This window comes from Phyllobacterium sp. NPDC097923 (genome assembly GCF_044760925.1).
GTDB classification, from domain to species: Bacteria; Pseudomonadota; Alphaproteobacteria; order Rhizobiales; family Rhizobiaceae; genus Phyllobacterium; species Phyllobacterium calauticae.
This window is the reverse complement of sequence record NZ_JBIWBL010000001.1, coordinates 1,675,546-1,699,572: the sequence shown is the minus strand read 5'-3', so window position 1 is coordinate 1,699,572 and position 24,027 is coordinate 1,675,546. Positions and strand designations below refer to the sequence as shown.

Genomic DNA, 24,027 nt, shown 5'->3' with positions numbered 1-24,027 from the left:
AAGCCCGGGCAATGAGCCCGAACTGAGAAATTGAAGGAGAAGGCTCATGCGCCACGGTAATTCAGGCCGCAAGCTTAACCGGACTGCCAGCCATCGTAAGGCGATGTTTGCCAATATGGCTGCATCATTGATTGAGCATGAGCAGATCGTTACAACGCTGCCCAAGGCCAAGGAAATTCGTCCCATCGTTGAAAAGCTTGTCACGCTCGGCAAGCGCGGTGATCTGCACGCGCGTCGTCAGGCCATTTCGGCGATCCGCGATGCCAAGCTCGTAGCAAAGCTGTTTGACACGCTTGCTCCGCGCTACGGTCAGCGCAACGGCGGTTACATCCGCATCATGAAGGCAGGCTTCCGCACCGGTGACAATGCACCGCTCGCCGTTGTCGAGTTCGTTGATCGCGATGTCAGCGCCAAGGGTTCCAAGGATTTGGCCCGCGTTGCTGCCGAACAGGCAAACGAAGCCGAAGCCGCATAATCCAGCGCTTCCGCATCGATGATTTTGGGACAGGGGCCTTTACGGGCCCCTTTTCTGTTTTTGCTCGACTTTCGCGCCGTTGAAACTGGACTGTATTGACGCTATATATGACTAGTTAAATGGTCAGGAGAGCCGGATGGGTACAGTCAATCTTGTTGACGCGAAAGCACATCTCAGCGAATTGATCGATCAGGTCGAAGCGGGAGAGACCGTGCAGATTTTGCGCCGGGGCAAACTGGTAGCCCAACTGGTGCCAGCCGGCGTGCCGCGCAAGCCGATCGATATAGCGGCATTGCGACAGCTTACGGAAAATATGCCGGAACAGCCGGTCTCGGGCGGCGACTTTGTCCGCGCGATGCGTGATCAAGACCGCTATTGATGCTTTACCTCGACACATCCGTTCTCGTCGCTGCGCTGACATCGGAAAGCCAGACAGCACGCGTGCTTGACTGGCTCGCAAGCCAGCACAATGAAAAAATGGCTGTGAGTGATTGGACAATCACCGAGTTCTCGTCAGCCTTGTCCCTCAAGGTACGCACCCAGCAACTGCAGGTGCAGCATCGCAACAGTTCTCTTGCCGCCTTTCATCGTCTCGTGAGCGAATCCTTTGAAACACTGCCTATCACGGCATTGATGTTTCGGTCGGCTGCTCAGATCACAGATCGCTACGTGTCAGGGGTAAGAGCGGGTGATGCGCTCCATCTGGCGGTTGCTATTCATCACGGCGCCACCATCTATACCCTGGACCGCAAATTTGCTGAAGCGGGCGAGAATATCGGCGCAATGACGAAGCTGCTTTGAATGTCTCAAATTTGCTTTGTTTCATGGCTGGTATCCGCGTTGAAATTCAGCACATTGGATTAACACGTTTTACTGATTCATCAGTTCGGGAGATCGACATGAGTTGTTCCAAAATCGCGCAATCGGCCCGGGCGCTGCTCGTCACCTCCGCACTCGTTTCCGCCATGATCGTCCCGGTGCATGCGCAGACGGCGGCCGATACGGCAAAGCAGGTTCCGGCATCACGTGTGGATACACAATTGTCGTTTGCGCCGCTCGTCAAGCAGACTGCCGGGGCGGTCGTCAATGTCTATGCGGCACGGGAAGTGCAGCAGCGTTCGCCTTTTGCCGGTGATCCGTTTTTCGAGCAGTTCTTTGGCGGCCAGTTCAATGGCCCGCCGCGCATCCAGTCATCGCTCGGTTCCGGCGTTATCGTCGACGCCTCGGGCATCGTGGTCACCAACAACCACGTCATCCGCGATGCGGAAACTGTCAAGATTGCCCTCTCGGATGGCCGCGAGTTTGAATCGCGCATTCTCCTGAAGGATGAATCAACGGATCTCGCCATCCTCAAGATCGAGGCCGGGGAGCAATTGCCGATCCTGCAGCTGGCGGATTCGGACAAGGTTGAGGTGGGTGATCTGGTTCTTGCCATCGGCAATCCCTTTGGCGTGGGCCAGACCGTCACCAGCGGCATCGTCTCGGCGCAGGCGCGTACCCGGGTGGGGATTTCGGATTTTGATTTCTTCATCCAGACGGATGCGGCGATCAATCCCGGCAATTCCGGTGGCGCGCTCATCGGCATGGACGGCAAGCTTGTCGGCATCAACACGGCGATCTTCTCCCGCTCCGGCGGTTCGGTGGGGATCGGCTTCGCCATCCCGTCGAACATGGTGCGGGCCGTGGTTGAAACGGCAAAGCAGGGCGGCGACAAGTTCGAGCGCCCCTATATCGGCGCGACCTTCCAGAACGTGACGTCCGATGTGGCCGAAGGCCTGGGCATGAAGCAGCCCTATGGCGCGCTCGTCACGAACGTTGCCAAGGATGGACCGGCTGAGAAAGGCGGACTGCAGGTTGGTGACGTGATTCTGGCGGTTGATGATTTCCGCATCGAGAATTTCGATGGCCTGGGCTATCGCCTGTCGACCGCCGGGATCGGCAAGACCGTCAAGCTCAATGTCTTGAGCCGGTCGAAGGAGAAGGTGATTTCCCTCGTTCTGGAAAAGCCGCGGCCGGACGATCCCGCCAACAAGACGGTGATCCAGGGCAAGAATCCGCTTTCCGGCGCGCAGGTCATCACACTCACGCCCAGCAGCGCGACAAGACTGCACCTGTCGGCGGAAACGACCGGCGTTGCGGTGGAAAAGATTTTTGCCAATACGCCGGCCGCGCGGATCGGCTTGCAGCCCGGCGATATCGTGCGCAAGGTCAATGGTCGTGATATTGCGACCGCCGCCGATCTGGCGACTGTGATGGCAACCAAGCCGGTCCTGTGGCGCTTTGAATTCGAGCGGGATGGCGCAATCATCCGGCAGATCATTCGATAAATGAGGCAGATGGGGCAATGACGGATCTGTTTGCAGCAAAGGAGGATCCGGCTTCGGACCGGAGCAGGCCGCTTGCTGACCGTTTGCGTCCGCGCTCGCTTGGCGAAGTCACCGGCCAGGAGCACCTGACCGGACCGGAAGGCGTGCTGACGCGCATGATCGAATCCGGCTCACTGGGATCGATGATTTTCTGGGGACCGCCCGGAACGGGTAAAACCACCGTGGCGCGGTTGCTTGCTGGTGAGACCAATCTTGCCTTCGAACAGATATCGGCCATTTTTTCCGGTGTTGCCGACCTGAAGAAGGTTTTTGACATGGCCCGCGCCCGCAAAATGTCGGGCCGCCAGACACTGTTGTTCGTCGACGAGATTCACCGCTTCAACCGTGCCCAGCAGGATTCGTTTCTGCCTGTCATGGAAGACGGGACGATTGTGCTCGTGGGTGCGACCACGGAAAACCCGTCCTTCGAGCTCAATGCCGCTCTCTTGTCACGTGCGCGCGTCCTTGTGTTTCATCCGCACGACGAAGCCAGCCTGATGGCGCTGATGCAGCGCGCCGAGGAACATGAAGGCAAGCCGCTGCCTCTGGACGACGAGGCGCGGGCGAGCCTGGTGCGCATGGCGGACGGCGATGGCCGGGCGATCCTGACACTGGCCGAGGAAGTCTGGCGCGCGGCCCGCACCGGCGAAATCTTCAATGTCGAGCGGGTCCAGCAGATCGTGCAGCGCCGCGCCCCCGTCTATGACAAGGGGCAGGACGGGCATTACAATCTGATCTCTGCCCTGCACAAATCCGTGCGCGGGTCCGATCCGGATGCAGCGCTGTATTATCTCTGCCGCATGTTCGATGCGGGAGAAGACCCGCTGTTTATCGGCAGGCGTCTGGTGCGGATGGCGAGTGAGGATATCGGGCTCGCCGATCCGCAGGCTCTGGTCATCTGCAATGCGGCCAAGGATGCCTATGACTATCTCGGTTCACCCGAGGGCGAACTCGCGCTGGCGCAGGCCTGCGTCTATCTGGCGACGGCTCCCAAATCGAACGCGGTCTATACGGCGTTTGCTGCGGCGATGCGCACGGCAAAGGAAAACGGCTCGCTTGTGCCGCCCAAGCACATCCTGAATGCACCGACCAAGCTGATGAAGGGTGAGGGCTACGGCAAGGGGTATGCCTACGACCACGACCAGCCGGATGCATTTTCCGGGCAGAACTATTTTCCCGACGCGCTTGGCCGCCAGACCTTTTACAATCCGCCCGAGCGCGGCTTCGAACGCGAAATCCGCAAACGGATCGAATACTGGAACCGGCTGAGGGTCGAGCGCGGCGAATAGGCCGCGCCTGACGTCGGCACGTCCGATTGGGATCAAGAAAAAGGCCGCTTCAAATGAAGCGGCCTTTTTATCGGGTTGATCATCTCCAGGATTACGCGGCTTCCGGCGGCTTGCGCGGGAAGGGCGTGACGTTTGCCGTGTCGTCGTCCAGCTTGAGACCACCGGCCTTGAGCAGCGCCGTGAAGCGGCCGTTCTGGTGTGCCAGCTCGTCAAAGCTGCCGGACTCGACGATCTCACCGTGATCCATGAAGAGCACGATGTCAGCGTCGCGAACCGTCGACAGGCGGTGTGCGATGATGAAGGTCGTGCGGTTCTGGCACAGCTTGTCGACGGCCGCCTTGACGCGTGCCTCGGTTTCGACGTCAAGCGCACTGGTTGCCTCGTCGAGAACGAGGATCGGTGCATCCTTCAGGATGGCGCGGGCAATGGCAACACGCTGGCGTTCACCGCCGGAAAGCTGCGAACCGCGTTCACCAACCATCGTGTCGAAACCGGCTGACTTCGACAGGATGAAGTCGCTGGCATCGGCTGCTGCCGCCGCCGCCGCAACATCCTCGTCCGAAGCCTTCGGACGGCCGACGCGGATGTTTTCCTCGATGCTGCGGTTGAACATGCCTGCATCCTGAAACACCGTGGCGATTGCATTGCGCAACGAGCGGCGGCTGATGGTGCGGGTATCGATGCCATCGACAAGCACACGGCCTTCCTTGGGATCGTAGACGCGCTGCAGCACGTTGATCAGCGTCGTCTTGCCGGCGCCTGTCGGACCGACGATGGCAACCGTCTGGCCGGCTTTCGCCTTGAACGATACATTCTTCAGGCCCTGTGTGGACTTGGCAAATTCGAACGACACGTTCTGGAATTCGACTTCGCCGCTGATGTTGTCGAGGTCATGCACGGCCTTCGGTTCGGCCTGGTAGGCCGCGGAATCTTCCATTTCGTAGAAGTCTTCCAGCTTGGCGCGGGCAGCAAAGATCTGGTTCACAAAGGCGCTGAGCTGGTCAAGACGGCCGATGAGCAGGGCGGCGAAGCCGGTGAAGGCAACAACCTGGCCGACATTCATCTGGTTGTGCATGACGAAATAGGAGCCGAGGAACAGGATGACGACCATCGAAATGATGGAGGCCATGCGGTTGATACCGGCAGCGAGGGCCCACCAGTTGAGAACCGGATACTGCGAGTCCAGCAACTGTTTTGTATAGGACTGCAAGGCACGGGTTTCTTCGTCGATGCGGTTATAGCTTTGCAGGACGGAGATATTGCCCATGGAGTCGGTCACGTGGCTGAATGCCTTGATATGATGACGCTCGACCTGAGCCTGACCGTCCTTGGTCTTGGCTGTGACAACACGGCTGACGATGACATAGATGACGCCAAGCACGGCCAGAACCGAAGCGAGACGCCAATCCTGGGCCAAAGCCAGCGGAACAAGTCCGACCAGAGCAACGGTGGTGGCAAGGTGCGTGCGCATGAATTCAAGCCAGAGGCTGAACAGTGTTTCAATCGCGCGCAGAAGGGTGTGCATGGCATTGGATGTGCCGCGCTGATGATGCCAGGCGAGCGGCATGCTGATCACGCGGTTGTACGATTCCGTCAGCACCGACAGTTTGCGGCGATGCGCAAGCCGGTCCGCTTCGCGCGAAACCAGAACATTGGCAACGATATGGAACAAACCAACACCGGCCAGCTGGCTCAGAGGCGGCCATATGGCTGTCTTGGTGGAGATGGCCTGAATGACGCGGCCCACAAGTACGGGCTCAAACAGCATGGTCAGGGCCAACGCAACGTTGACCAGGCAGATAAACGTGGTTGCACGCCTTTCCGCCCCAAGATATTGGAGAGATTTCCAATAGATCTGTATCAATGACACTTTGCCACTCCGCTCGTTATGCCCGCTTCTGCGCACATTCCTCAATTTTTGACTCTGCATGAGGTGCTTGTGCGCTGCAATATTCAATGCTCTAAAGTTGTGTCAGTTCCGCGTCTGTTCAAGGAACATTTTTCTACGTTTGTTAACGTCCCGTGATGAGTCAAATATTTGACTTCATAGAATAAACTGCCGGAGGTGAGGCAAAGTGAACGCAATATTACTGGTTGCATCAGGCGGAGCTATCGGTTCGGTTGCCCGATATCTCGTCGGCGTGCTGATGACCCGGATTTTTGGCATGGCTTTTCCCTGGGGAACGCTGACCGTGAACGTGGCCGGCGGATTGCTGATGGGCCTGTTCATTGAGCTCTTGGCCCGGCGTTTCAACGGTTCCACCGAGCTGCGCCTGTTTGTTGCGGTTGGCATTATGGGAGGCTTCACCACCTTTTCCTCGTTCTCGCTCGACGTTGCGCTGCTGTGGAACCGCGGAGAAGCACTTTTCACGCTGATTTATGTGCTTGCGAGCGTCATCTTGAGCATTGGGGCGTTGTTTTTCGGATTATGGCTCGCAAGAGCGGTCGCTTAGTGCTAAGCGCATGCCTGATTAGACAAGGTATGACTTATGGCAGTGGTAGAGCAGAAGACAGTTGACACCGGCGAAGCGGAAATGCGCCTCGACCGATGGTTCAAGGTACATTATCCGGGATTGGGCTTCGGACACCTGCAGAAATTGCTGCGGTCCGGGCAGATCCGGGTGGATGGCTCACGCGCCAAGTCCGATACGCGCCTGCAGGCTGGCCAGACCGTGCGCATTCCGCCCTTGCAGGTGGACGCCAAGGCCGAAGGCCAGCACCTGACCGGCAAGAGCATTCGCGGCCGGGAAGATGGTGACGTCCTCTCCCAGATGCTGCTCTACGAAGATCCCAAGGTTTTCGTGTTCAACAAGCCGGCTGGCCTGGCAGTGCAGGGCGGTTCCGGCGTCAATCGCCATGTGGACGACATGCTCGAAGCATGGCGCAACAAGAAGGGTGAAAAACCCCGGCTTGTGCACCGGCTTGACCGCGATACATCAGGCGTTCTCGTGGTTGCGCGCACGCGCGGTGCGGCGCAGGCTTTGACCGCGGCGTTCCGCGAGCGCGAGACCAAGAAAACCTACTGGGCACTGGTCAAGGGTATTCCACGCAAGCGCGAGGACAAGATCACCACCTGGCTGGTCAAGGAAACAACGCCCGATGGCGACCGGATGCGTGTTGCCCAGCACGGGGAGCCCGACTCCGATCATGCGGTTTCCTATTACCGGGTCATCGAATCCGCCGGGCAGGTGCTGACCTGGCTGGAAATGGAGCCCTATACCGGCCGCACGCATCAGTTGCGCGTCCATGCCGCCCATATCGGCTGCCCGATCATCGGCGATCCCAAATATTTCGAGGCCGACACCAACTGGTCTTTCCCCGGCGGCATCCAGAACCGCCTGCACCTGCACGCGCGCCGCATCCGCATTCCCAATCCATCGGGCGGGATCATCGATGTCACGGCACCGCTGCCACCGCATATGGTGCAGACGTGGAACCTTCTGGGTCTCGACGAAAGCGACGGCGACGAAGAGAATTAGAACAGGCTGACCGGTAACGCATACGGACGATGACGATGAACAATGACCTTTTCAATATGGACATGCCGCAAGGTCCGTCGGATACGGATCCGGTGCGCCGGGCGCAGGTCCAGTCGAATCTGCCGTTTCCCAAGCGCTTCTACAATGCGGTAGCGGTTGTTGAGCGGGATGGTCAGTTTGCCGTTGAACTGGACGGCAAGCGCGTCAAGACGCCGGCGCGGCAGGATCTGTTGCTGCCAAACCGCGCTTTGGCGCAGATGATTGCCGATGAATTCGCCGCGCAGGACAAGGATATCGTCCCGGCGCGCATGCCTGCCACCCGTCTGGCCAACACGGCGATCGATGGGATCATCAGCGATCCCCAGGTCGTGCTTGAGGACGTGCTGCGTTTCGCCTCTTCGGACATGCTGTGCTATCGCGCGGGTTCGCCTGAACGGCTGGTCAAGCGCCAGACGGACCTCTGGGATCCCATTATCGATTGGGCCGCCTCCGATCTTGGCGCACGTTTCGTCCTTGCCGAGGGCGTCATGCATGTGGAACAGCCGCGCGAGACGCTTGCCGCGCTCGGCGTGCATCTCGGACAGTTCAGGGATGCCTTTACCGTTGCCGCCCTGCACACGATCACGACACTGACCGGATCGGCTATTCTCGCGCTTGCCGTGGCAAAGGGCCGTATTACCGGCGACGAAGCCTGGATGCTGGCGCATGTCGACGAAGACTGGACGATCGAGCAGTGGGGCGAAGATGCGGAAGCGTCAGCCCGGCGGGCTTTGCGTGAGCGCGAGATGATCGCTGCGGTGAAGGTGCTTCAGGCGATCGCGGCGTCATAGCGCGGACTGGGTCTGAAGCACGTCTTTGCTACCATATATCTAGTCAGGATATTGCTGTATCGCATTGATTCAACTGTACGTTTATTGCCTTCACCAAAACCGAGCGCAATAATTTCAATACAGAGTTTCAAGGGCGAAGCAGGATGCGCTGTGCCAGCAGCGCGTCGGAAAGATGGGCCTTCCGACCATGGCAATGGCCTTGCCTTTGAACTTGGAGGTGAAGCGATGCGGTTCAAACCGCTTGTTATCACCCTGGAAATGAAAAGAACCCGGACAGGCTGGCAAGTCTTGCTCCGGGTTCGATTCATCATCTAGGAAGAGGGAGGCGGGCGAAAGCTCGCCTCTCACTCCAAGGCAAATATATCATTCTTCCGCGAATTTTAAAGACCATACCTTGGTCTAATGAAAAACCCCGGGCATGCCCGGGGTTTCCTTTATAGACAAACTGATCCGATCAGACTGAGTAGTACATGTCGTATTCGACGGGATGCGGGGTCATTTCGTAGCGCATCACTTCGGCCATCTTCAGTTCGATGAAGCTGTCGATCTGGTCATCGTCGAACACGCCGCCGGCCTTGAGGAAGCCGCGATCCTTGTCGAGGCTCTGGAGCGCTTCACGCAGCGAACCGCAGACGGTCGGGATCTTCTTGAGTTCCTTGGCAGGAAGATCATAGAGATCCTTGTCCATCGGCTGGCCGGGATGGATCTTGTTCTTGATGCCGTCGAGACCGGCCATCAGCATCGCGGCAAAGCCGAGATAGGGGTTGGCTGTCGGATCCGGAAAGCGGATTTCAACGCGCTTCGACTTCGGCGAGGAGCCGAACGGAATACGGCAGGACGCCGAACGGTTGCGGGCGGAGTAAGCCAGCAGAACCGGAGCTTCGTAACCTGGGACCAGACGCTTGTAGGAGTTGGTCGACGGGTTGGTGAAGGCGTTGATTGCCTTGGCATGCTTGATGATGCCGCCGATGAAGAACAGGCAGTTTTCCGACAGACCGGCATATTCATTGCCGGCGAAGGTTGGCTTGCCATCCTTCCAGATTGACATATGCACGTGCATGCCCGAGCCGTTGTCGCCGAAAATCGGCTTCGGCATGAAGGTGGCTGTCTTGCCATAGGCATTGGCAACCTGATGCACGACGTACTTGTAGATCAGCATCTTGTCGGCGTTGCGGGTGAGGGCGTCGAACTTGATGCCCAGCTCGTGCTGTGCTGCCGCCACTTCGTGGTGATGCTTTTCAACGCGAACGCCCATTTCGGTCAGAACCGTGAGCATTTCCGAGCGCATGTCCTGGCAGGAATCGACCGGAGGAACCGGGAAATAACCGCCCTTGACGCGCGGGCGGTGGCCAAGGTTGCCGGTTTCATAATCGGTGTCGTCGTTGGACGGCAGTTCGGTGGAGTCGAGCTTGAAGCCTGTGTTGTATGGGTCGGCCTTGTACTTCACGTCGTCGAAGACGAAGAACTCAGCTTCCGGGCCAACGAAGATGGTGTCGCCAACGCCTTCCGCCTTCATGTAGGCTTCGGCTTTCTTGGCGGTGCCGCGCGGGTCGCGGTTGTAGGCTTCACCGGAGATCGGGTCGAGAATGTCGCAGAGGATGACCATGGTCGACTGCGCGAAGAACGGGTCCATGTGCACCGTGTCGGTGTCAGGCATGAGAACCATGTCGGATTCGTTGATGGCCTTCCAGCCGGCAATGGAGGAACCATCGAACATGACGCCATCGGCAAACATGTCTTCATCGACTTCGGCAACGTCCATCGTCACGTGCTGCAGCTTGCCCTTCGGATCCGTGAAGCGAAGGTCAAGGAATTTTACATCATTGTCTTTGATCTGTTTGAGAATGTCTTTTGCGGTCGTCATGTCAATTTTCCTTGTTCAGCGACGATGATAGCGGATGGGCCGGTGCGGGAGCACCGGCAATGGGATAGCAGGACTAGATGGCGTCGATACCGGATTCACCGGTACGGATGCGCACGACTTCCTCGATGTTGGAAACGAATATCTTTCCATCGCCGATACGGCCGGTCTGTGCGGCCTTGCGGATCGCCTCGATGGCTGCTTCGACAGACTCGTCGCCCAGAACGATCTCGACTTTCACCTTTGGCAGGAAGTCGACGACATATTCAGCGCCGCGATACAGTTCCGTATGGCCTTTCTGGCGGCCAAAACCCTTGGCTTCCGTCACGGTAATGCCCTGAAGCCCCACTTCCTGCAGTGCCTCTTTCACCTCATCCAGCTTGAATGGTTTGATGATGGCTTCAATTTTCTTCATCAGAGAATAAACTCCCTATGTATGGCGAGCGGACCTCTTGCCCGCTTGCACAACAAAAAGCAGGAAGCATGCCAAGTCGACCCCTAAAGCGAATTTATTCGAGGAATGGGATTTTACCGATGACTGAGCGGGGAGTTTTCTGAACTCCCTGCCATTTAGCCATGGCAACAAACATTCAGAAAAAGGCAGCTCTGATTAAATTATAATCAATCTGCCTGTTTTTTATGCTGCATGACCTTCGACTCAACCTGCCTCTCGTCAGAGACGGTCCTTCAGCGCCTGGGCTGCCTGCGGCGCGCGCACTTTGCCCTCATGGATGAAATAGGCAAAAACATCGCGCGGCTGCTTGTCCGGTTTGACCAAGGGAGCGGCTAGGGGCAGGTCATCCGGCGCATCGCCCTTTGCCCAAAGTTTAACCCGCTCTGCCCACTGATCGAGCTCCTTGGCCGGATAGGCGGTTTCGACGGCATCGTCGCCCTTCTGCAGGCGGGCATAGACGAAATCGGCGGTCACATCGGCGATCTCGGGGTAATCGAAATGATGGGCATAGACCACGGCGACATTCTTCTGGCGCAGGAGCGCGATGAAATCGGGATCGATGAACGAGGGATGGCGCACTTCGACCGCGTGACGCAGCGCAATACCGCCTTCCTTCTCCGGCAGGAGATCAAGGAAGGCGCCAAAATCTTCGGCATCGAACTTCTTGGTTGGGGCAAACTGCCAGAGCAGCGGCCCCAGCCGGTCGGCAAGCTCGGCGATGCCGGACTTGATGAAACGTTCCATCGACTCGCCGGCCTCCGCTAGAACGCGGCGATTGGTGACGAACCGGTTGCCCTTGACCGAAAAAATAAAACCGTTCGGCACCGAGCTTGCCCATTTGGCAAAGGTTTCCGGCTTCTGGGTGCCGTAATAGGTGCTGTTGATCTCGATCGTGCTCAGGTGCTGCCCGGCATATTCGAGCTCCTTGGCCTTCGACAGGCCCTTGGGATAGAATGTGCCGCGCCAGGGTTCGAAAATCCAGCCGCCGATACCTGTTCTGATCGTTCCGCTTGCGGTCATGATGGTGTCCTCCCGTCAATCCGTATTCATTCAAACCGGCCCATAAACAAAACCCGCCGTTTCCGGCGGGTTTGTCTGTCATTCCGCCGCCGCCTGGGCGCGATTGCCGGGTCGCCGCTGCAGCAGTTCCTTCAGGAACCTGCCGGTATAGGAACGCGGCTCGGCCACGATATCCTCGGGACGCCCGACGGCAACGATCTCGCCGCCGCCATCGCCGCCTTCGGGGCCAAGATCGATGACCCAATCCGCCGTCTTGATGACTTCGAGATTGTGCTCGATCACCACCACGGTATTGCCCTGGTCAACGAGCTCATGCAACACTTCAAGAAGCTTGGCCACATCATGGAAATGCAAGCCAGTTGTGGGCTCGTCGAGGATGTAGAGCGTGCGTCCGGTTGCCTTGCGCGACAATTCCTTGGCGAGCTTGATGCGCTGGGCTTCGCCGCCAGACAGCGTATTGGCCTGCTGGCCGACATGGATGTAGCCAAGGCCGACTTTTGCCAGCGTCTGCAATTTGTCGCGCACGGCGGGAACGGCCGCGAAGAACTCAGCACCTTCCTCGACCGTCATGTCGAGCACATCGGCGATGGATTTGCCCTTGAACAGCACCTCCAGTGTTTCACGGTTGTAGCGCTTGCCGTGGCACACGTCGCAGGTGACATAGACATCGGGCAGGAAGTGCATCTCGATCTTGATCACGCCATCGCCCTGGCAGGCCTCGCAGCGGCCGCCCTTGACGTTGAACGAGAACCGGCCCGGCTGATAGCCGCGCGCCTTGGCCTCGGGCAGACCGGCAAACCAGTCGCGGATCGGCGTGAAGGCGCCGGTATAGGTGGCCGGGTTGGAGCGCGGCGTGCGGCCGATTGGCGACTGGTCGATATCGATGACCTTGTCGAGAAATTCCAGGCCGTCGATCCGGTCATGGTCTGCCGGTTGCTCGCGCGACCCCATGATGCGGCGCGAGGCCGACTTGAACAGGGTTTCGATCAGGAAGGTGGATTTGCCGCCGCCGGAAACACCGGTCACGGCCGTGAAGGTGCCAAGCGGAATTTCCGCCGACACGTTCTTCAGGTTGTTGCCGCGCGCGCCGACAATCTTGATGCGCTTCTTGTTAAGCTTGCGCCGTTCGGACGGCACGGCCACCTCGATCGCGCCGGACAGATATTTGCCGGTCAGCGACTTCGGGCTTGCCATGATATCGGCTGGCGTCCCGGAAGCGATGATTTCACCGCCATGAATACCGGCAGCCGGTCCGATATCGACGACATAGTCGGCGGTGAGGATCGCGTCCTCGTCGTGTTCCACCACGATCACGGTGTTGCCGAGATCGCGCAGGTGCCGCAACGTCTTGAGAAGCTGCTCGTTGTCGCGCTGATGCAGGCCGATGGACGGCTCATCCAGAACGTAGAGCACGCCGGTCAACCCAGAGCCGATCTGCGACGCCAGCCGGATGCGCTGGCTCTCGCCGCCCGACAGCGTGCCGGAATTGCGCGACAGGGCGAGGTAATCCAAGCCGACATCGTTCAAAAAGCGTAGGCGCTCGCGGATTTCCTTGAGGATGCGTGCTGCGATTTCCGTCTGCTTGTCATTGAAACTCTTGTCGATGTCACTGAACCAGGCATCCGCATGGCGGATCGACTTTTCCGTGATCTGGCCGATATGCAGGCCGCCGATCTTCACCGCCAGCGCTTCTGGCTTCAGGCGATAGCCGCCGCAGGCCGGGCAGGGCGTGCCGGACATGAAGCGCTCGATTTCCTCGCGCGACCAGGCCGAATCCGTTTCCTTCCAGCGGCGCTCCAGATTGGGAATGACGCCTTCGAAAGGTTTCGTCGTCTTGTAGGACCGCAGGCCGTCATCGTAGGAAAAATGCACCTCGCGGCTGCCGGTACCGTAAAGAATGGCCTTTTGCGCGTCTTCATTGATGTCGCGCCAGCGGTCGCCCAGCTTGAAGCCGTAGCTGCTGCCCAAGGCGTCCAATGTCTGGTTGTAATAGGGCGAGCTCGACTTTGACCACGGGGCAATGGCGCCATTCTTCAACGTCAGGCTTTCATCCGGCACGATCAGGTTGGGATCGATGGCCTTCTGAGTGCCGAGACCATCGCAGGTCGGACAGGCGCCGAACGGATTGTTGAACGAGAACAGGCGCGGTTCGATTTCGGCAATAGTGAAGCCGGAAACCGGGCAGGCAAACTTTTCCGAGAACATCAAACGCTCGTGCGTCTCGTTCTTGGATTTGTTGGCGGATTCCCCGGATGTCTCGTCGGCAGGCAACGGTTTGTCGGCAAATTCCGCCAGGGCAATGCCGTCGGCAAGCTTGAGCGCGGTTTCAAGGCTGTCCGCCAGACGTGCGGAGATGTCCGGGCGCACGACAACGCGGTCGACGACCACATCGATGTCGTGCTTGTATTTCTTGTCGAGGGCCGGAACGTCGGCGATCTCGTAGAATATCCCGTCGACCTTCACGCGCTGGAAGCCGCGCTTCTGCAGATCGGCCAGTTCCTTGCGGTATTCGCCTTTGCGGCCGCGCACGATGGGAGCGAGAATGAACAGGCGGGTGCCTTCATCCTGCGCCAATACACGGTCCACCATCTGGCTGACGGTCTGGCTTTCAATCGGCAGGCCGGTCGCCGGTGAATAGGGGATGCCGACGCGGGCATAGAGCAGGCGCAGATAGTCGTAGATTTCCGTGACAGTGCCGACGGTGGAGCGCGGGTTGCGGCTCGTCGTCTTCTGCTCGATGGAGATGGCCGGAGACAGGCCGTCGATCTGGTCGACATCGGGCTTCTGCATCATCTCCAGAAACTGCCGGGCATAGGCCGACAGGCTCTCGACATAACGCCGCTGGCCTTCCGCATAGATGGTATCGAAGGCAAGCGAAGATTTGCCCGATCCCGACAGGCCGGTCATGACAATCAGTTTGTCGCGCGGCAGATCGAGGTCGATGTTCTTCAAATTGTGTTCGCGGGCACCACGAATGGATATAAATTTCTGATCGCTCATGACTGTCACGCCGTTATGGGGGAGGAACTGGCTCGCTGGCCGGAGTCTTTCCCTTATTTAGAAAGTTTCCAGCAAATTACGAGGCGGCACCTGGGTTGGAATCACCATAGCCATGTTGACATCCATAGAGCAAGTGATAGAACAAAAAAAGAACAAATATTGCGGGCGAGGTAAAACCGGCGTAAAATCCGGGAGTTCCGTGCCTGACAAGCCAGACAGGCATGGGATAAGGGCATTGAACGGATAAGTGCGCGTGCAAGCCTACTGACAGATTTGTCAGGAGAGTGTCAGTTGCCACTGAATTGTCAGGAGGCTGGCGGCATTGGCGGTCGAAGCGAGCAGTATTTTGTGGATAGAGCCAGACAGTTGCCCGCGCAATGAGCGGCTTCTGTATGATGGCGCCAAATCGAAAAGCTAATTTTGTGGAGTATTTTTATGGCTGGCAGTGTCAACAAGGTAATTTTGGTCGGTAATCTTGGCGCTGATCCGGAAGTCCGGCGTCTTGGTTCAGGCGATCCCGTGGTCAATCTGCGCATTGCCACCTCGGAAAGCTGGCGCGACAAGAACAGCGGCGAGCGCAAGGAAAAGACCGAATGGCACAGCGTCGTCATTTTCAACGACAACCTGGCCAAGGTGGCTGAACAGTATCTCAAGAAGGGCATGAAGGTTTATCTGGAAGGCGCGCTGCAGACCCGCAAGTGGCAGGACCAGACCGGCAATGACCGCTATTCGACGGAAATCGTCCTGCAGAAGTTCCGTGGTGAATTGCAGATGCTCGATTCACGCGGCGAGGGTGCCGGTTCTGGCGGCGGCCGCTCGTTCGACAATTCGAGCCGGGGCCAGGTCTCCGACAATGGCGATTATGGTTCGGATTTCGGCCGTTCCAGCGCTTCGCCGTCCAGCGGCGGCGGCAATGCAGGTGGCAACTTCTCGCGCGATCTCGACGACGAGATCCCGTTCTGAGCCTGTTCTGTAAGCCATTGCCGGTTTGATCATGCTTGTTGATCTCGGCGTGTATGCCGGATTGTTCGCGGCCGCTTTTGCGGCCGCAACCATTTTGCCGATGCAGTCGGAGGCGCTGCTTGCCGGACTGCTGCTCTCGCATTCCTATCCGGCAATCGCATTGATCGCTGTTGCCAGCGTGGGCAACGTCCTTGGCTCGGTGGTCAATTGGCTGCTCGGGCGCGGGATCGATCAGTTCCGCCACAGCAAATGGTTCCCGGCCAGCGAGGCGCAGCTCGACCGTGCCACGGGCTGGTACCAGCGTTATGGCAAGTGGACCCTGCTGTTGAGCTGGGCACCCGTGATCGGCGATCCGCTGACGCTGATTGCCGGGGTGTTGCGCGAGCCGCTCTGGAGTTTTGTGCTCTTGGTCTCCATTGCCAAGACTGTGCGGTATCTCGTTGTATTCGCGCTTGTATCCGGCTGGTAGCGCCGGTGTTACGGGTGCATCCTGGCGCCCTTGGTGATCTTGTCGACGATCTTCTTCTCCGCGTGCAGCGCAATGCCGACAACCCTCGCATCATCCGGTGCAAACCGGGCAAACACGGCGCGATTGGCCTGATCATATCCGGTTGAAAACATCTCCTCGATATACAGGCAGGATTTGACCTCGCGTTCGAGCGAGCGGCGGTGGATGGCCGACAGGGTTGCCTGATCCGCCGTGAGCACGATCATCGGCTGGATGGGCAAGGGATGGTAATGATGGCCGGCCCGATCCATATAGGGGTCGCCGATCAATCCGGGGGACTGGGCGACAACGCCGCTTGCCAGGAATGACGAGACGTTGAGTTTCTGCCATGTCGCAAGATCGTCACGCACGACAATTGTAATTTTCGTATCAAACACCAAATCTAGGTCTCCATTCATGGATCGAGTCTGCCGGATGCCGGGTGAAAATCTAAAAGAGGAAGTGCTGCGCGGTCTTGGACGTTTGTGCGAGCGTCCGGCGCACGATGCCATCCTGTCGGCGCCTTCCAATCCGGGTGTCGAGCGCATGGAAGCGCGTTTCACCGGCGATGCCTTCGAACCGCACCGGCACGATACCTATGCCATCGGCGTGACGCTGCACGGCGTCCAGACATTCCGCTATCGCGGGGAAAAGCGGCAAAGCCTTCCCGGCAACATCATGGTTCTGCATCCCGACGAGGTGCATGATGGCGGGGCAGGCACCGATGACGGCTTGCGTTACCGGATGATCTATCTCGAGCCGGCGCTGGCCATCGAGGTCCTTGGCGCCGATCATGGCACGCTGCCTTTCGTGCGGGAGCCGGTCTTTTCCGATGCGCCGCTGGTCTCGGCCATATCCGCCGCGTTCGGCAATCCCGATGCGGAAATGGATGAACTGCTGGTGGATGACATCGTATCGCGGCTGACGCTGGGATTGGCGCGCCATGCAAAGCAGCCGTTGAAACCGATGGGCAGGCCCGCGGTGCGGCAGGCGGGCATGGCCCGCGACTATCTTGCGGACAATGCCCTGCGGCTGGTGCGCTCGCGCGAGCTGGAGGCCGTCAGCGGCCTTGACCGTTATGCGCTGTCACGGCACTTCCGCGCCCTCTATGCCACAAGCCCGCATCGTTTCCTGCTGATGCGCCGCCTGCAGCGCGCGAAGGATCTGATGAAACTGGGCGTGCCGCTGGCGGAAATCGCGGTGGAAACCGGATTTGCCGACCAGAGCCATCTCAACCGGCAGTTCAAGAAGGCCTATGGCATCACGCCCGGACGGTGGGCCGCGCTGACCACGGCGAGCCGCGATGTTTGACCTTTCCACCCGAGGTCTGATACGTGTTGTGCAGTGCACAAGGAACCTGCCATGACAGACACCGCGACGCCCTCGAACACCCCGCACCGGGTGGTTATCGTCGGTGCCGGATTCGGCGGGCTGGAAGCCGCCAATTCCCTGCGCAATGCGGATGTCGCCGTCACCGTGGTCGACCAGCGCAATCACCATCTTTTCCAGCCGCTGCTCTATCAGGTCGCGACGTCGACGCTGGCGACCTCGGAAATTGCCTGGCCTATCCGGCATCTCCTGCGCAAATACAGCAATATCAAGACATTGCTTGGAACTGTTGAAAGCGTGGATACAGCTGCGCGAACCATTTCGACCGCCGATGGCGAGGTCATTCCCTATGACACGCTGGTGCTGGCGACAGGAGCCCGCCATGCCTATTTCGGTCATGACGACTGGGAGCCGTTTGCGCCGGGATTGAAGACGCTTGAAGATGCCACGACGATCCGCAGGCGTATTCTAACCGCCTTTGAAAAGGCCGAACGCGAGCCCGATCCGGCGCGCCGGGCGGCATTGCTGACCTTCGTCATCATCGGCGCCGGGCCGACGGGTGTGGAAATCGCCGGTACCATTGCCGATCTGGCGAGGGATACGCTGAAAGGTGAATTCCGGGTGATTGACCCCGCCACGGCGCGGGTGATCCTGATCGAAGGCGGAGCGCGCGTGCTTGGCGCCTTCGCGCCTGACCTTTCCGCCTATGCGCAGCGGGCGCTCGAAAAGCTCGGCGTGCAGGTGCATCTGGGCAATCCAGTGACAAGCTGCACGGCGGATGGCGTGGAATATGCCGGACAATTTGTCGGCGCGGCGACGATCATCTGGGCCGCGGGTGTCCAGGCCTCTCCGGCAGCAAAATGGCTCGACGTGGCGGCGGACCGGGCAGGGCGTGTTGCCGTCAACGATGATCTGACCGCTCCGGGGCATCCGGATATCTTTGTCATCGGCGATACGGCAACGGTCAAGAATGGCGGCAAGGGCATGGTTCCCGGCATTGCGCCCGCTGCCAAGCAGCAGGGAATCCATGTGGCAAAAACAATCAGGGCGCGATTGGCCGGCGATACCGCGCCAAAGCCTTTCCGCTATCGCCATGCGGGCGATCTTGCAACGATCGGCAAGCGCGCGGCGGTGACGGATTTCGGCTGGATCAAGCTCAAGGGCTATGTCGCCTGGTGGCTATGGGGACTTGCCCATATCTACTTCCTCATCGGCGTGCGCAACCGTCTTGCCGTGGCGATGAGCTGGCTGTGGATTTCCGTCAGCGGCACGCGCAGCGCCCGCCTGATCACGCAGAAGGACGCCGCGGAGGAAGATCATCTGAAATGATTCATGTCGTGATGAAGGTTTTGATGCCGTCGGCCACGAATTGCACCGCCAATGCCGCCAGGATGACTCCCAGAAGGCGTGTCAGGATCGAGCGGCCTGTTTCACCCAGAAAGCGGTCGACGCGCTCAGCGAGGAAAAATACGACATAGGATGCGGCGATGCAGATTAGGATGATGCCGATCAGCGCCAGCCGCGATGTCGGCTCGGACAAGGTGCCGGCCAGCAGGATGGTTGCGGAGATGGCGCCGGGACCGGCGATCAGCGGAATGGCGAGCGGAAAGGCGGCGATGTTACGGATATGATCCTTGGTGATGGCAACGGTGGCGCTCTTCTCGTGCCGCTCCTGGCGTTTTTCGAAAATCATCTCGAAGGCGATCCAGAACAGGAGCAGGCCGCCGGCAATCCGGAAGGCGCCGATGGTGATGCCGAACAGCGCCAGGATCTGTGCGCCCGCTACGGCGAAGATCGTCAGCACGACAAAGGCGGTGATGCTGGCGCGCAGGGCAACCTGGCCGCGCTCCTTGCGATTCATGCCCCTGGTCAGCGCCAGAAACAGCGGCGCCAGTCCCGGTGGATCGATCGTCACCATGAGGGTAACGAGCGCATTGAGCAGGGTGTCATAAAGCGCCACGATTTTGCTTTTCTTCTCTGATTGAAGCTGAGCGAGAATAGCGGATTCGGGGTTAAGCGTCGATAAAGTTGGAATTTTGCAACCAAGTTTTTCACCGATTGAAATGAACTGTTGTATCCTATTGAAAACAAAGGGTTTTCTGCTGTGTATTGCGGTGCCTCCAGTTGGCTTTTGCCTTGAAAAGCCGCTATAAGATGAAGATTGATTCTATACGAAAGATGAGTGCCTCGTGTCTGAACTAACCCCACCATCCGGCCCAGAAGACGATAAACCAGGCGGAAATTTCGGCATTGAGCCAATTTCCATTATCGAGGAGATGCAAAGCTCCTATCTCTCCTATGCCATGAGCGTGATTGTCAGCCGCGCACTGCCCGACGTGCGTGATGGTCTGAAGCCTGTGCACCGGCGCATCCTGCATGCGATGAACGAAATGGGCCTGTCCTGGAACAGATCCTACCGTAAGTCCGCCGGTGTGGTCGGTGAGGTCATGGGTAAATACCATCCCCACGGCGACGCCTCGATCTACGACGCTTTGGTGCGCATGGCGCAAGACTGGTCGCTGCGCGATCCGCTGGTCGACGGGCAGGGCAATTTCGGCTCCATCGACGGCGATTCCCCGGCGGCGATGCGTTACACCGAGTGCCGTCTCGAAAAAGTGACGGAATCCCTGCTTGAGGATATCGACAAGGAAACGGTCGATTTCCAAGACAATTATGACGGCCGCGAGCAGGAGCCGGTGGTTCTTCCCGCCCGTTTCCCCAATCTGCTGGTCAATGGCTCCGGCGGCATCGCCGTGGGTATGGCGACCAATGTTCCGCCGCACAATCTGGCCGAGGTCATCAATGGCTGCATTGCCCTGATCGACAATCCGGCCATCGATCTGGCGGAACTGATGGAAATCATTCCGGGTCCGGATTTCCCGACGGGCGGCATTATTCTCGGCCGTTCCGGCATTCATTCCGCCTACAGCACCGGCCGCGGCTCGATCCTGATGCGCGGCAAGGTCGCCATCGAAGCGATGCGCGGCGACCGCGAAGCCATCATCATCACCGAAGTGCCCTATCAGGTGAACAAGGCGACGATGATCGAAAAGATGGCCGATCTCGTGCGTGAAAAGCGCATCGAGGGCATTTCGGACATCCGCGACGAGTCCGACCGCGACGGTTACCGCGTGGTCGTCGAGCTGAAGCGCGATGCCGTCGCCGATGTCATCGTCAACCAGCTCTATCGCTTTACCCCGCTGCAATCCTCGTTCGGCGCCAATATGGTGGCGCTCAACGGCGGCAAGCCGGGCCTGTTGAACCTGATGGACATTCTGCGCGCCTTTGTCGCCTTCCGCGAGGAAGTCGTCAGCCGCCGCACGAAATTCCTGCTGCGCAAGGCGCGTGACCGCGCGCATGTGTTGGTTGGTCTGGCGATTGCCGTTGCCAATATCGACGAGATCATCGCGCTGATCCGCCAGGCGCCCGATCCGGCAACGGCGCGCGATCAGTTGATGGAACGCCGCTGGCCGGCCAACGACGTGGCACCGCTGATCACGCTGATCGCCGATCCGCGCCACACGCTCAATGACGACAACACCTATAACCTGTCGGAAGAGCAGGCACGGGCCATTCTCGATCTGCGCCTGCAGCGCCTGACCGCCCTCGGACGCGATGAAATCGCCGATGAACTCAACAGGATCGGCGTTGAAATCAAGGATTATCTGGAAATCCTCGCGTCGCGTCTGCGCATCATGACCATCGTCAAGGACGAACTTGCCGCCATCCGCGACGAGTTCGGCACGCCCCGCCGCACGGAACTGACCGATGGCGGCGCTGATATGGACGACGAGGACCTGATCGCCCGGGAAGACATGGTCGTGACCGTCAGCCATGCGGGTTACATCAAGCGTGTGCCATTGACGACCTATCGCGCGCAGCGCCGCGGCGGCAAGGGCCGGTCCGGCGTGACCATGAAGGACGAGGATTTCGTCACACGGTTGTTCGTGGCCAACACCCACACGCCGATGCTGTTCTTCTCATCCCGCGGCATTGTCTATAAGGAAAAGGTCTGGCGCCTGCCGATCGGCACGCCGCAGTCCCGCGGCAAGGCACTGATCAATATGCTGCCGCTGGAACAGGGCGAGCGCATCACGACAATCATGCCTCTGCCCGAAGACGAGGCAAGCTGGACCAATCTCGACGTCATGTTTGCCACGACGCGCGGCACCGTGCGCCGTAACAAGCTCTCTGACTTCGTTCAGGTCAATCGCAACGGCAAGATTGCGATGAAGCTGGAAGAAGAGGGCGATGAAATCCTCGGCGTGGATACCTGTGATGAGTTCGACGATGTGCTGCTGACTGCTGCCGGCGGCCAGTGCATCCGTTTCCCCGTCACTGACGTACGAGTCTTTGCCGGCCGTAACTCCATCGGTGTTCGCGGCATTACGCTTGCCAAGGGCGATACGCTCATCTCGATGGCAATTCTTGCCCACGTGGATGCAAGCCCGGCTGAACGCTCCGCTTATCTCAAGCAGGCAGCGGCTGACCGGCGTGCACAGGGTGCGGATGACGTTGAGGAAGTGGCACTGGTGGGCGAAGAAGCCACGGATGTGGCTGATCTCAATGCCGAGCGTTATGCGGAACTGCGCGACCGCGAGCAGACGGTCCTGACCGTCAGCGAATATGGTTACGGCAAACGCTCGTCATCCTACGAATTCCGTGTCTCGGGACGCGGCGGCAAGGGTATCCGCGCCACCGATACATCCAAGACGGACGAAATCGGCAAGCTTGTGTCCCTGTTCCCGGTCGAGGCCTCGGATCAGATCCTGCTGGTTTCGGATGGCGGACAGCTGATCCGCGTGCCGGTCAATGGCATTCGTATCGCCGGACGCTCCACAAAGGGCGTGACGATCTTCAATACAGCCGATGGCGAGAAGGTTGTGTCGGTCGAGCGGATTTCGGAAACCGACAGTGATGACGAAGAGCTCGAGGCAGTCATTCCTGCCGAAGGCGAAGCCGAGACAGCAGGGGAAAGCGGTTCTGACGAGAGTTAGAACCGCAGTCGGTCGTTCTGACCGTTCATGGGATAAACACCGAAGCGGGATGTCTTAACTTTGGCTTCCCGCTTTTTGTTTTCTTCCAGCATCATGACGACGGCGGAAACCATCATCGCGATCATCATGCCTACGCTCAGAAGTACAAACATTCATTTATCCCTTCAATCTTCAGCTTTCCTGTGACTAACAACGCAATAGGGGCCGAAAGGTTTCATTTTCTGCGTTCTTTATAGTTGGCGGGAACTGAATGCTTGCTGATGCGCCCGTTCATCTTCCGTTCATTTATCATGAAGGCAGGACTGTTCCCGGCCATTGAAAGCGCCGGATAAAACGGCTAGGAGACGGTATGACAATCGCAATTTACGCCGGATCCTTCGACCCGATCACCAATGGACACATGGATGTCCTGCAGGGCTCGTTGCGCCTTGCTGACAAGGTGTTCGTGGCCATTGGCATTCATCCGGGCAAGGCGCCGCTGTTTTCCTTCGACGAGCGCGTGGACCTGATCAAACGGGTTGCTGCGGATGTTTTCGGCAAGGACAGCCAGCGGCTCGAGGTGGTGTCCTTCGATGGTCTGCTGATTGATGCCGCCCGCAAACACGGCGCTTCCCTGATGGTGCGTGGCCTGCGGGACGGCACGGATCTCGATTACGAGATGCAGATGGCCGGTATGAACGGCACCATGGCGCCGGAGCTGCAAACCGTGTTCCTGCCGGCTGATCCTTCGGTCCGCACGATTACTGCCACATTGGTCCGCCAGATTGCGGCCATGGGCGGCGACGTCCGGCATTTTGCTCCCGCTCTTGTCGCCGAGGCGCTCAGGGCCAAATTCAAATAGGGCTTTCTTCTCATCCCCATCCGTTGGAGACTTTCTGTATGTCCGTATTTCGCACTGCGCTTCTTGTGGCAGCCGTTTCTTCCCTGTCTTTTGCTGCTTTGACCCCAAGCTGGGCCGATGACCAGAACACCATGACGATCAAGCTGAAGGACGGCGACGTCAAGATCGAGCTGCGTCCCGACCTTGCGCCGAAACATGTCGAGCAGATCAAGGCGCTGGCCAAGGAAGGTGCCTACAACAATGTCGTGTTCCACCGCGTCATTCCCGGCTTCATGGCCCAGACCGGTGACGTGCAGTATGGCAATACCGAAAAGGGCTACAATCAGGCTGCCGCTGGAACCGGCGGCTCGAAGCGTCCGGACCTGCCTGCCGAGTTCTCGAAGGAACCCTTCGTGCGCGGCACCGTCGGCATGGCACGTTCGTCCAACCCGAATTCGGCCAATTCGCAGTTCTTCATCATGTTCGACAAGGGCGCATTCCTGAACGGCCAGTATACGGTCGTCGGCAAGGTGACGAGCGGCATGGAAGCGGTCGACAAGATCAAAAAAGGCAATGAAGCGCAGAATGGCGCCGTTGAAAATCCGGACAAGATGATCAAGGTCACTGTCGGTCCGGCAAAATAATCTAACAAAGGAG

23 protein-coding genes are annotated in these 24,027 nt (G+C 58.8%); 15 read left to right on the top strand and 8 right to left on the bottom strand.

Annotated elements, in window-relative coordinates; genetic code table 11:
- The first annotated feature begins 46 nt into the window (after nucleotides 1-46).
- The 5 genes from rplQ to ACIQWS_RS08585 all read left to right on the top strand — a co-directional run bounded on the left by rplQ (nucleotide 47) and on the right by ACIQWS_RS08585 (nucleotide 4,130).
- Nucleotides 47-475, top strand: coding sequence for a 50S ribosomal protein L17 (gene rplQ / locus ACIQWS_RS08605; RefSeq protein WP_223613272.1), 429 nt, complete (start codon nucleotides 47-49; stop codon nucleotides 473-475).
- 136 nt (nucleotides 476-611) lie between these two features.
- Nucleotides 612-854 carry a type II toxin-antitoxin system Phd/YefM family antitoxin gene (locus ACIQWS_RS08600; RefSeq protein ID WP_403174756.1) on the top strand — a complete coding sequence of 81 codons (243 nt, stop codon included), beginning with the start codon at nucleotides 612-614 and terminating at the stop codon, nucleotides 852-854.
- A complete protein-coding gene (locus ACIQWS_RS08595; RefSeq protein ID WP_403174754.1) occupies nucleotides 854-1,276 on the top strand; it encodes a type II toxin-antitoxin system VapC family toxin in 423 nt (140 codons plus the stop codon). The genes ACIQWS_RS08600 and ACIQWS_RS08595 overlap by 1 nt, the downstream gene beginning before the upstream one ends.
- 98 nt (nucleotides 1,277-1,374) lie before the next feature.
- Nucleotides 1,375-2,802 carry a DegQ family serine endoprotease gene (locus tag ACIQWS_RS08590; protein WP_374042635.1) on the top strand — a complete coding sequence of 476 codons (1,428 nt, stop codon included), beginning with the start codon at nucleotides 1,375-1,377 and terminating at the stop codon, nucleotides 2,800-2,802.
- A gap of 17 nt (nucleotides 2,803-2,819) precedes the next feature.
- Entirely contained in the window at nucleotides 2,820-4,130 is a 1,311-nt protein-coding gene (locus tag ACIQWS_RS08585) for a replication-associated recombination protein A (RefSeq protein ID WP_403174746.1), read from the top strand.
- A 91-nt stretch (nucleotides 4,131-4,221) separates the two neighbouring features.
- Here ACIQWS_RS08585 and ACIQWS_RS08580 read toward each other — a convergent pair whose 3' ends face one another.
- Complete coding sequence (locus ACIQWS_RS08580) at nucleotides 4,222-6,000, bottom strand: glucan ABC transporter ATP-binding protein/ permease (RefSeq protein ID WP_403174741.1); 1,779 nt, start codon at nucleotides 5,998-6,000, stop codon at nucleotides 4,222-4,224.
- Between the two features lie 205 nt (nucleotides 6,001-6,205).
- Here ACIQWS_RS08580 and crcB point away from each other — a divergent pair, with 205 nt between their 5' ends.
- From crcB to ACIQWS_RS08565, 3 genes are read left to right on the top strand one after another with little or no spacing between them, the layout of a single operon-like run.
- A complete protein-coding gene (crcB, locus tag ACIQWS_RS08575) occupies nucleotides 6,206-6,583 on the top strand; it encodes a fluoride efflux transporter CrcB (RefSeq protein ID WP_346306200.1) in 378 nt (125 codons plus the stop codon).
- A 36-nt stretch (nucleotides 6,584-6,619) separates the two neighbouring features.
- The gene (locus ACIQWS_RS08570; RefSeq protein ID WP_403174733.1) at nucleotides 6,620-7,609 is read left to right on the top strand and encodes an RluA family pseudouridine synthase; all 990 of its coding nucleotides are present in this window, start codon (nucleotides 6,620-6,622) and stop codon (nucleotides 7,607-7,609) included.
- Between the two features lie 35 nt (nucleotides 7,610-7,644).
- On the top strand, nucleotides 7,645-8,439 hold the full coding sequence (locus ACIQWS_RS08565; protein WP_403174726.1) for an ATP12 family chaperone protein: 795 nt from the start codon (nucleotides 7,645-7,647) through the stop codon (nucleotides 8,437-8,439).
- A 454-nt stretch (nucleotides 8,440-8,893) separates the two neighbouring features.
- On the opposite strand, the gene glnA is transcribed toward ACIQWS_RS08565, so the two are convergent.
- The 4 genes from glnA to uvrA form a co-directional block, all read right to left on the bottom strand.
- Nucleotides 8,894-10,303: a type I glutamate--ammonia ligase gene (gene glnA, locus ACIQWS_RS08560; RefSeq protein ID WP_223613278.1), complete on the bottom strand. Its 1,410-nt coding sequence runs from the start codon at nucleotides 10,301-10,303 to the stop codon at nucleotides 8,894-8,896.
- Nucleotides 10,304-10,376: 73 nt separating this feature from the next.
- Entirely contained in the window at nucleotides 10,377-10,715 is a 339-nt protein-coding gene (locus ACIQWS_RS08555) for a P-II family nitrogen regulator (protein WP_008123000.1), read from the bottom strand.
- Nucleotides 10,716-10,973: 258 nt separating this feature from the next.
- Nucleotides 10,974-11,774: a DUF72 domain-containing protein gene (locus tag ACIQWS_RS08550; RefSeq protein WP_403174712.1), complete on the bottom strand. Its 801-nt coding sequence runs from the start codon at nucleotides 11,772-11,774 to the stop codon at nucleotides 10,974-10,976.
- Between the two features lie 78 nt (nucleotides 11,775-11,852).
- Nucleotides 11,853-14,774, bottom strand: coding sequence for an excinuclease ABC subunit UvrA (gene uvrA / locus ACIQWS_RS08545; protein WP_403174707.1), 2,922 nt, complete (start codon nucleotides 14,772-14,774; stop codon nucleotides 11,853-11,855).
- Nucleotides 14,775-15,209: 435 nt separating this feature from the next.
- Between uvrA and ACIQWS_RS08540 the strand changes: the two genes are divergently transcribed.
- Nucleotides 15,210-15,737: a single-stranded DNA-binding protein gene (locus ACIQWS_RS08540; RefSeq protein WP_223613281.1), complete on the top strand. Its 528-nt coding sequence runs from the start codon at nucleotides 15,210-15,212 to the stop codon at nucleotides 15,735-15,737.
- Between the two features lie 31 nt (nucleotides 15,738-15,768).
- Nucleotides 15,769-16,206 (top strand): YqaA family protein, encoded by a 438-nt coding sequence (locus tag ACIQWS_RS08535; RefSeq protein ID WP_403174697.1) that lies wholly within the window; start codon nucleotides 15,769-15,771, stop codon nucleotides 16,204-16,206.
- 8 nt (nucleotides 16,207-16,214) lie between these two features.
- On the opposite strand, the gene ACIQWS_RS08530 is transcribed toward ACIQWS_RS08535, so the two are convergent.
- On the bottom strand, nucleotides 16,215-16,622 hold the full coding sequence (locus tag ACIQWS_RS08530) for a DUF2000 family protein (protein WP_403174693.1): 408 nt from the start codon (nucleotides 16,620-16,622) through the stop codon (nucleotides 16,215-16,217).
- A 19-nt stretch (nucleotides 16,623-16,641) separates the two neighbouring features.
- On the opposite strand from ACIQWS_RS08530, the gene ACIQWS_RS08525 reads away from it, so the two are divergent.
- Both ACIQWS_RS08525 and ACIQWS_RS08520 read left to right on the top strand, forming a co-directional pair.
- Nucleotides 16,642-17,535 (top strand): AraC family transcriptional regulator, encoded by an 894-nt coding sequence (locus ACIQWS_RS08525; RefSeq protein WP_403174690.1) that lies wholly within the window; start codon nucleotides 16,642-16,644, stop codon nucleotides 17,533-17,535.
- A gap of 51 nt (nucleotides 17,536-17,586) precedes the next feature.
- Nucleotides 17,587-18,882 (top strand): NAD(P)/FAD-dependent oxidoreductase, encoded by a 1,296-nt coding sequence (locus ACIQWS_RS08520; protein ID WP_403174685.1) that lies wholly within the window; start codon nucleotides 17,587-17,589, stop codon nucleotides 18,880-18,882.
- 1 nt (nucleotide 18,883) lies between these two features.
- Here the strand turns inward: ACIQWS_RS08520 and ACIQWS_RS08515 are convergent, their stop codons facing one another.
- Nucleotides 18,884-19,513 (bottom strand): MarC family protein, encoded by a 630-nt coding sequence (locus ACIQWS_RS08515; protein ID WP_223613286.1) that lies wholly within the window; start codon nucleotides 19,511-19,513, stop codon nucleotides 18,884-18,886.
- Between the two features lie 316 nt (nucleotides 19,514-19,829).
- Between ACIQWS_RS08515 and gyrA the strand changes: the two genes are divergently transcribed.
- Nucleotides 19,830-22,550 carry a DNA gyrase subunit A gene (gyrA, locus tag ACIQWS_RS08510; RefSeq protein WP_403177617.1) on the top strand — a complete coding sequence of 907 codons (2,721 nt, stop codon included), beginning with the start codon at nucleotides 19,830-19,832 and terminating at the stop codon, nucleotides 22,548-22,550.
- On the opposite strand, the gene ACIQWS_RS08505 is transcribed toward gyrA, so the two are convergent.
- Nucleotides 22,547-22,702, bottom strand: coding sequence for a hypothetical protein (locus ACIQWS_RS08505; protein WP_346305528.1), 156 nt, complete (start codon nucleotides 22,700-22,702; stop codon nucleotides 22,547-22,549). The genes gyrA and ACIQWS_RS08505 overlap by 4 nt on opposite strands.
- Nucleotides 22,703-22,899: 197 nt before the next feature.
- Between ACIQWS_RS08505 and coaD the strand changes: the two genes are divergently transcribed.
- Both coaD and ACIQWS_RS08495 read left to right on the top strand, forming a co-directional pair.
- Nucleotides 22,900-23,391 carry a pantetheine-phosphate adenylyltransferase gene (gene coaD / locus ACIQWS_RS08500; protein ID WP_288191578.1) on the top strand — a complete coding sequence of 164 codons (492 nt, stop codon included), beginning with the start codon at nucleotides 22,900-22,902 and terminating at the stop codon, nucleotides 23,389-23,391.
- A gap of 38 nt (nucleotides 23,392-23,429) precedes the next feature.
- Nucleotides 23,430-24,014 (top strand): peptidylprolyl isomerase, encoded by a 585-nt coding sequence (locus ACIQWS_RS08495; protein WP_223613290.1) that lies wholly within the window; start codon nucleotides 23,430-23,432, stop codon nucleotides 24,012-24,014.
- Nucleotides 24,015-24,027: the final 13 nt, after the last annotated feature.

Excerpts from the sequence above, each read along its gene's own strand:
- rplQ (WP_223613272.1), top strand. The coding sequence starts at position 47 with ATGCGCCACGGTAATTCAGGCCGCAAGCTTAACCGGACTGCCAGCCAT.
- ACIQWS_RS08600 (WP_403174756.1), top strand. The coding sequence starts at position 612 with ATGGGTACAGTCAATCTTGTTGACGCGAAAGCACATCTCAGCGAATTG.
- ACIQWS_RS08595 (WP_403174754.1), top strand. The coding sequence starts at position 854 with ATGCTTTACCTCGACACATCCGTTCTCGTCGCTGCGCTGACATCGGAA.
- ACIQWS_RS08590 (WP_374042635.1), top strand. The coding sequence starts at position 1,375 with ATGAGTTGTTCCAAAATCGCGCAATCGGCCCGGGCGCTGCTCGTCACC.
- ACIQWS_RS08585 (WP_403174746.1), top strand. The coding sequence starts at position 2,820 with ATGACGGATCTGTTTGCAGCAAAGGAGGATCCGGCTTCGGACCGGAGC.
- ACIQWS_RS08570 (WP_403174733.1), top strand. The coding sequence starts at position 6,620 with ATGGCAGTGGTAGAGCAGAAGACAGTTGACACCGGCGAAGCGGAAATG.
- ACIQWS_RS08565 (WP_403174726.1), top strand. The coding sequence starts at position 7,645 with ATGAACAATGACCTTTTCAATATGGACATGCCGCAAGGTCCGTCGGAT.
- glnA (WP_223613278.1), bottom strand. The coding sequence starts at position 10,303 with ATGACGACCGCAAAAGACATTCTCAAACAGATCAAAGACAATGATGTA.
- ACIQWS_RS08555 (WP_008123000.1), bottom strand. The coding sequence starts at position 10,715 with ATGAAGAAAATTGAAGCCATCATCAAACCATTCAAGCTGGATGAGGTG.
- ACIQWS_RS08550 (WP_403174712.1), bottom strand. The coding sequence starts at position 11,774 with ATGACCGCAAGCGGAACGATCAGAACAGGTATCGGCGGCTGGATTTTC.
- uvrA (WP_403174707.1), bottom strand. The coding sequence starts at position 14,774 with ATGAGCGATCAGAAATTTATATCCATTCGTGGTGCCCGCGAACACAAT.
- ACIQWS_RS08540 (WP_223613281.1), top strand. The coding sequence starts at position 15,210 with ATGGCTGGCAGTGTCAACAAGGTAATTTTGGTCGGTAATCTTGGCGCT.
- ACIQWS_RS08535 (WP_403174697.1), top strand. The coding sequence starts at position 15,769 with ATGCTTGTTGATCTCGGCGTGTATGCCGGATTGTTCGCGGCCGCTTTT.
- ACIQWS_RS08525 (WP_403174690.1), top strand. The coding sequence starts at position 16,642 with ATGGATCGAGTCTGCCGGATGCCGGGTGAAAATCTAAAAGAGGAAGTG.
- ACIQWS_RS08520 (WP_403174685.1), top strand. The coding sequence starts at position 17,587 with ATGACAGACACCGCGACGCCCTCGAACACCCCGCACCGGGTGGTTATC.
- gyrA (WP_403177617.1), top strand. The coding sequence starts at position 19,830 with ATGCAAAGCTCCTATCTCTCCTATGCCATGAGCGTGATTGTCAGCCGC.
- ACIQWS_RS08505 (WP_346305528.1), bottom strand. The coding sequence starts at position 22,702 with ATGTTTGTACTTCTGAGCGTAGGCATGATGATCGCGATGATGGTTTCC.
- coaD (WP_288191578.1), top strand. The coding sequence starts at position 22,900 with ATGACAATCGCAATTTACGCCGGATCCTTCGACCCGATCACCAATGGA.
- ACIQWS_RS08495 (WP_223613290.1), top strand. The coding sequence starts at position 23,430 with ATGTCCGTATTTCGCACTGCGCTTCTTGTGGCAGCCGTTTCTTCCCTG.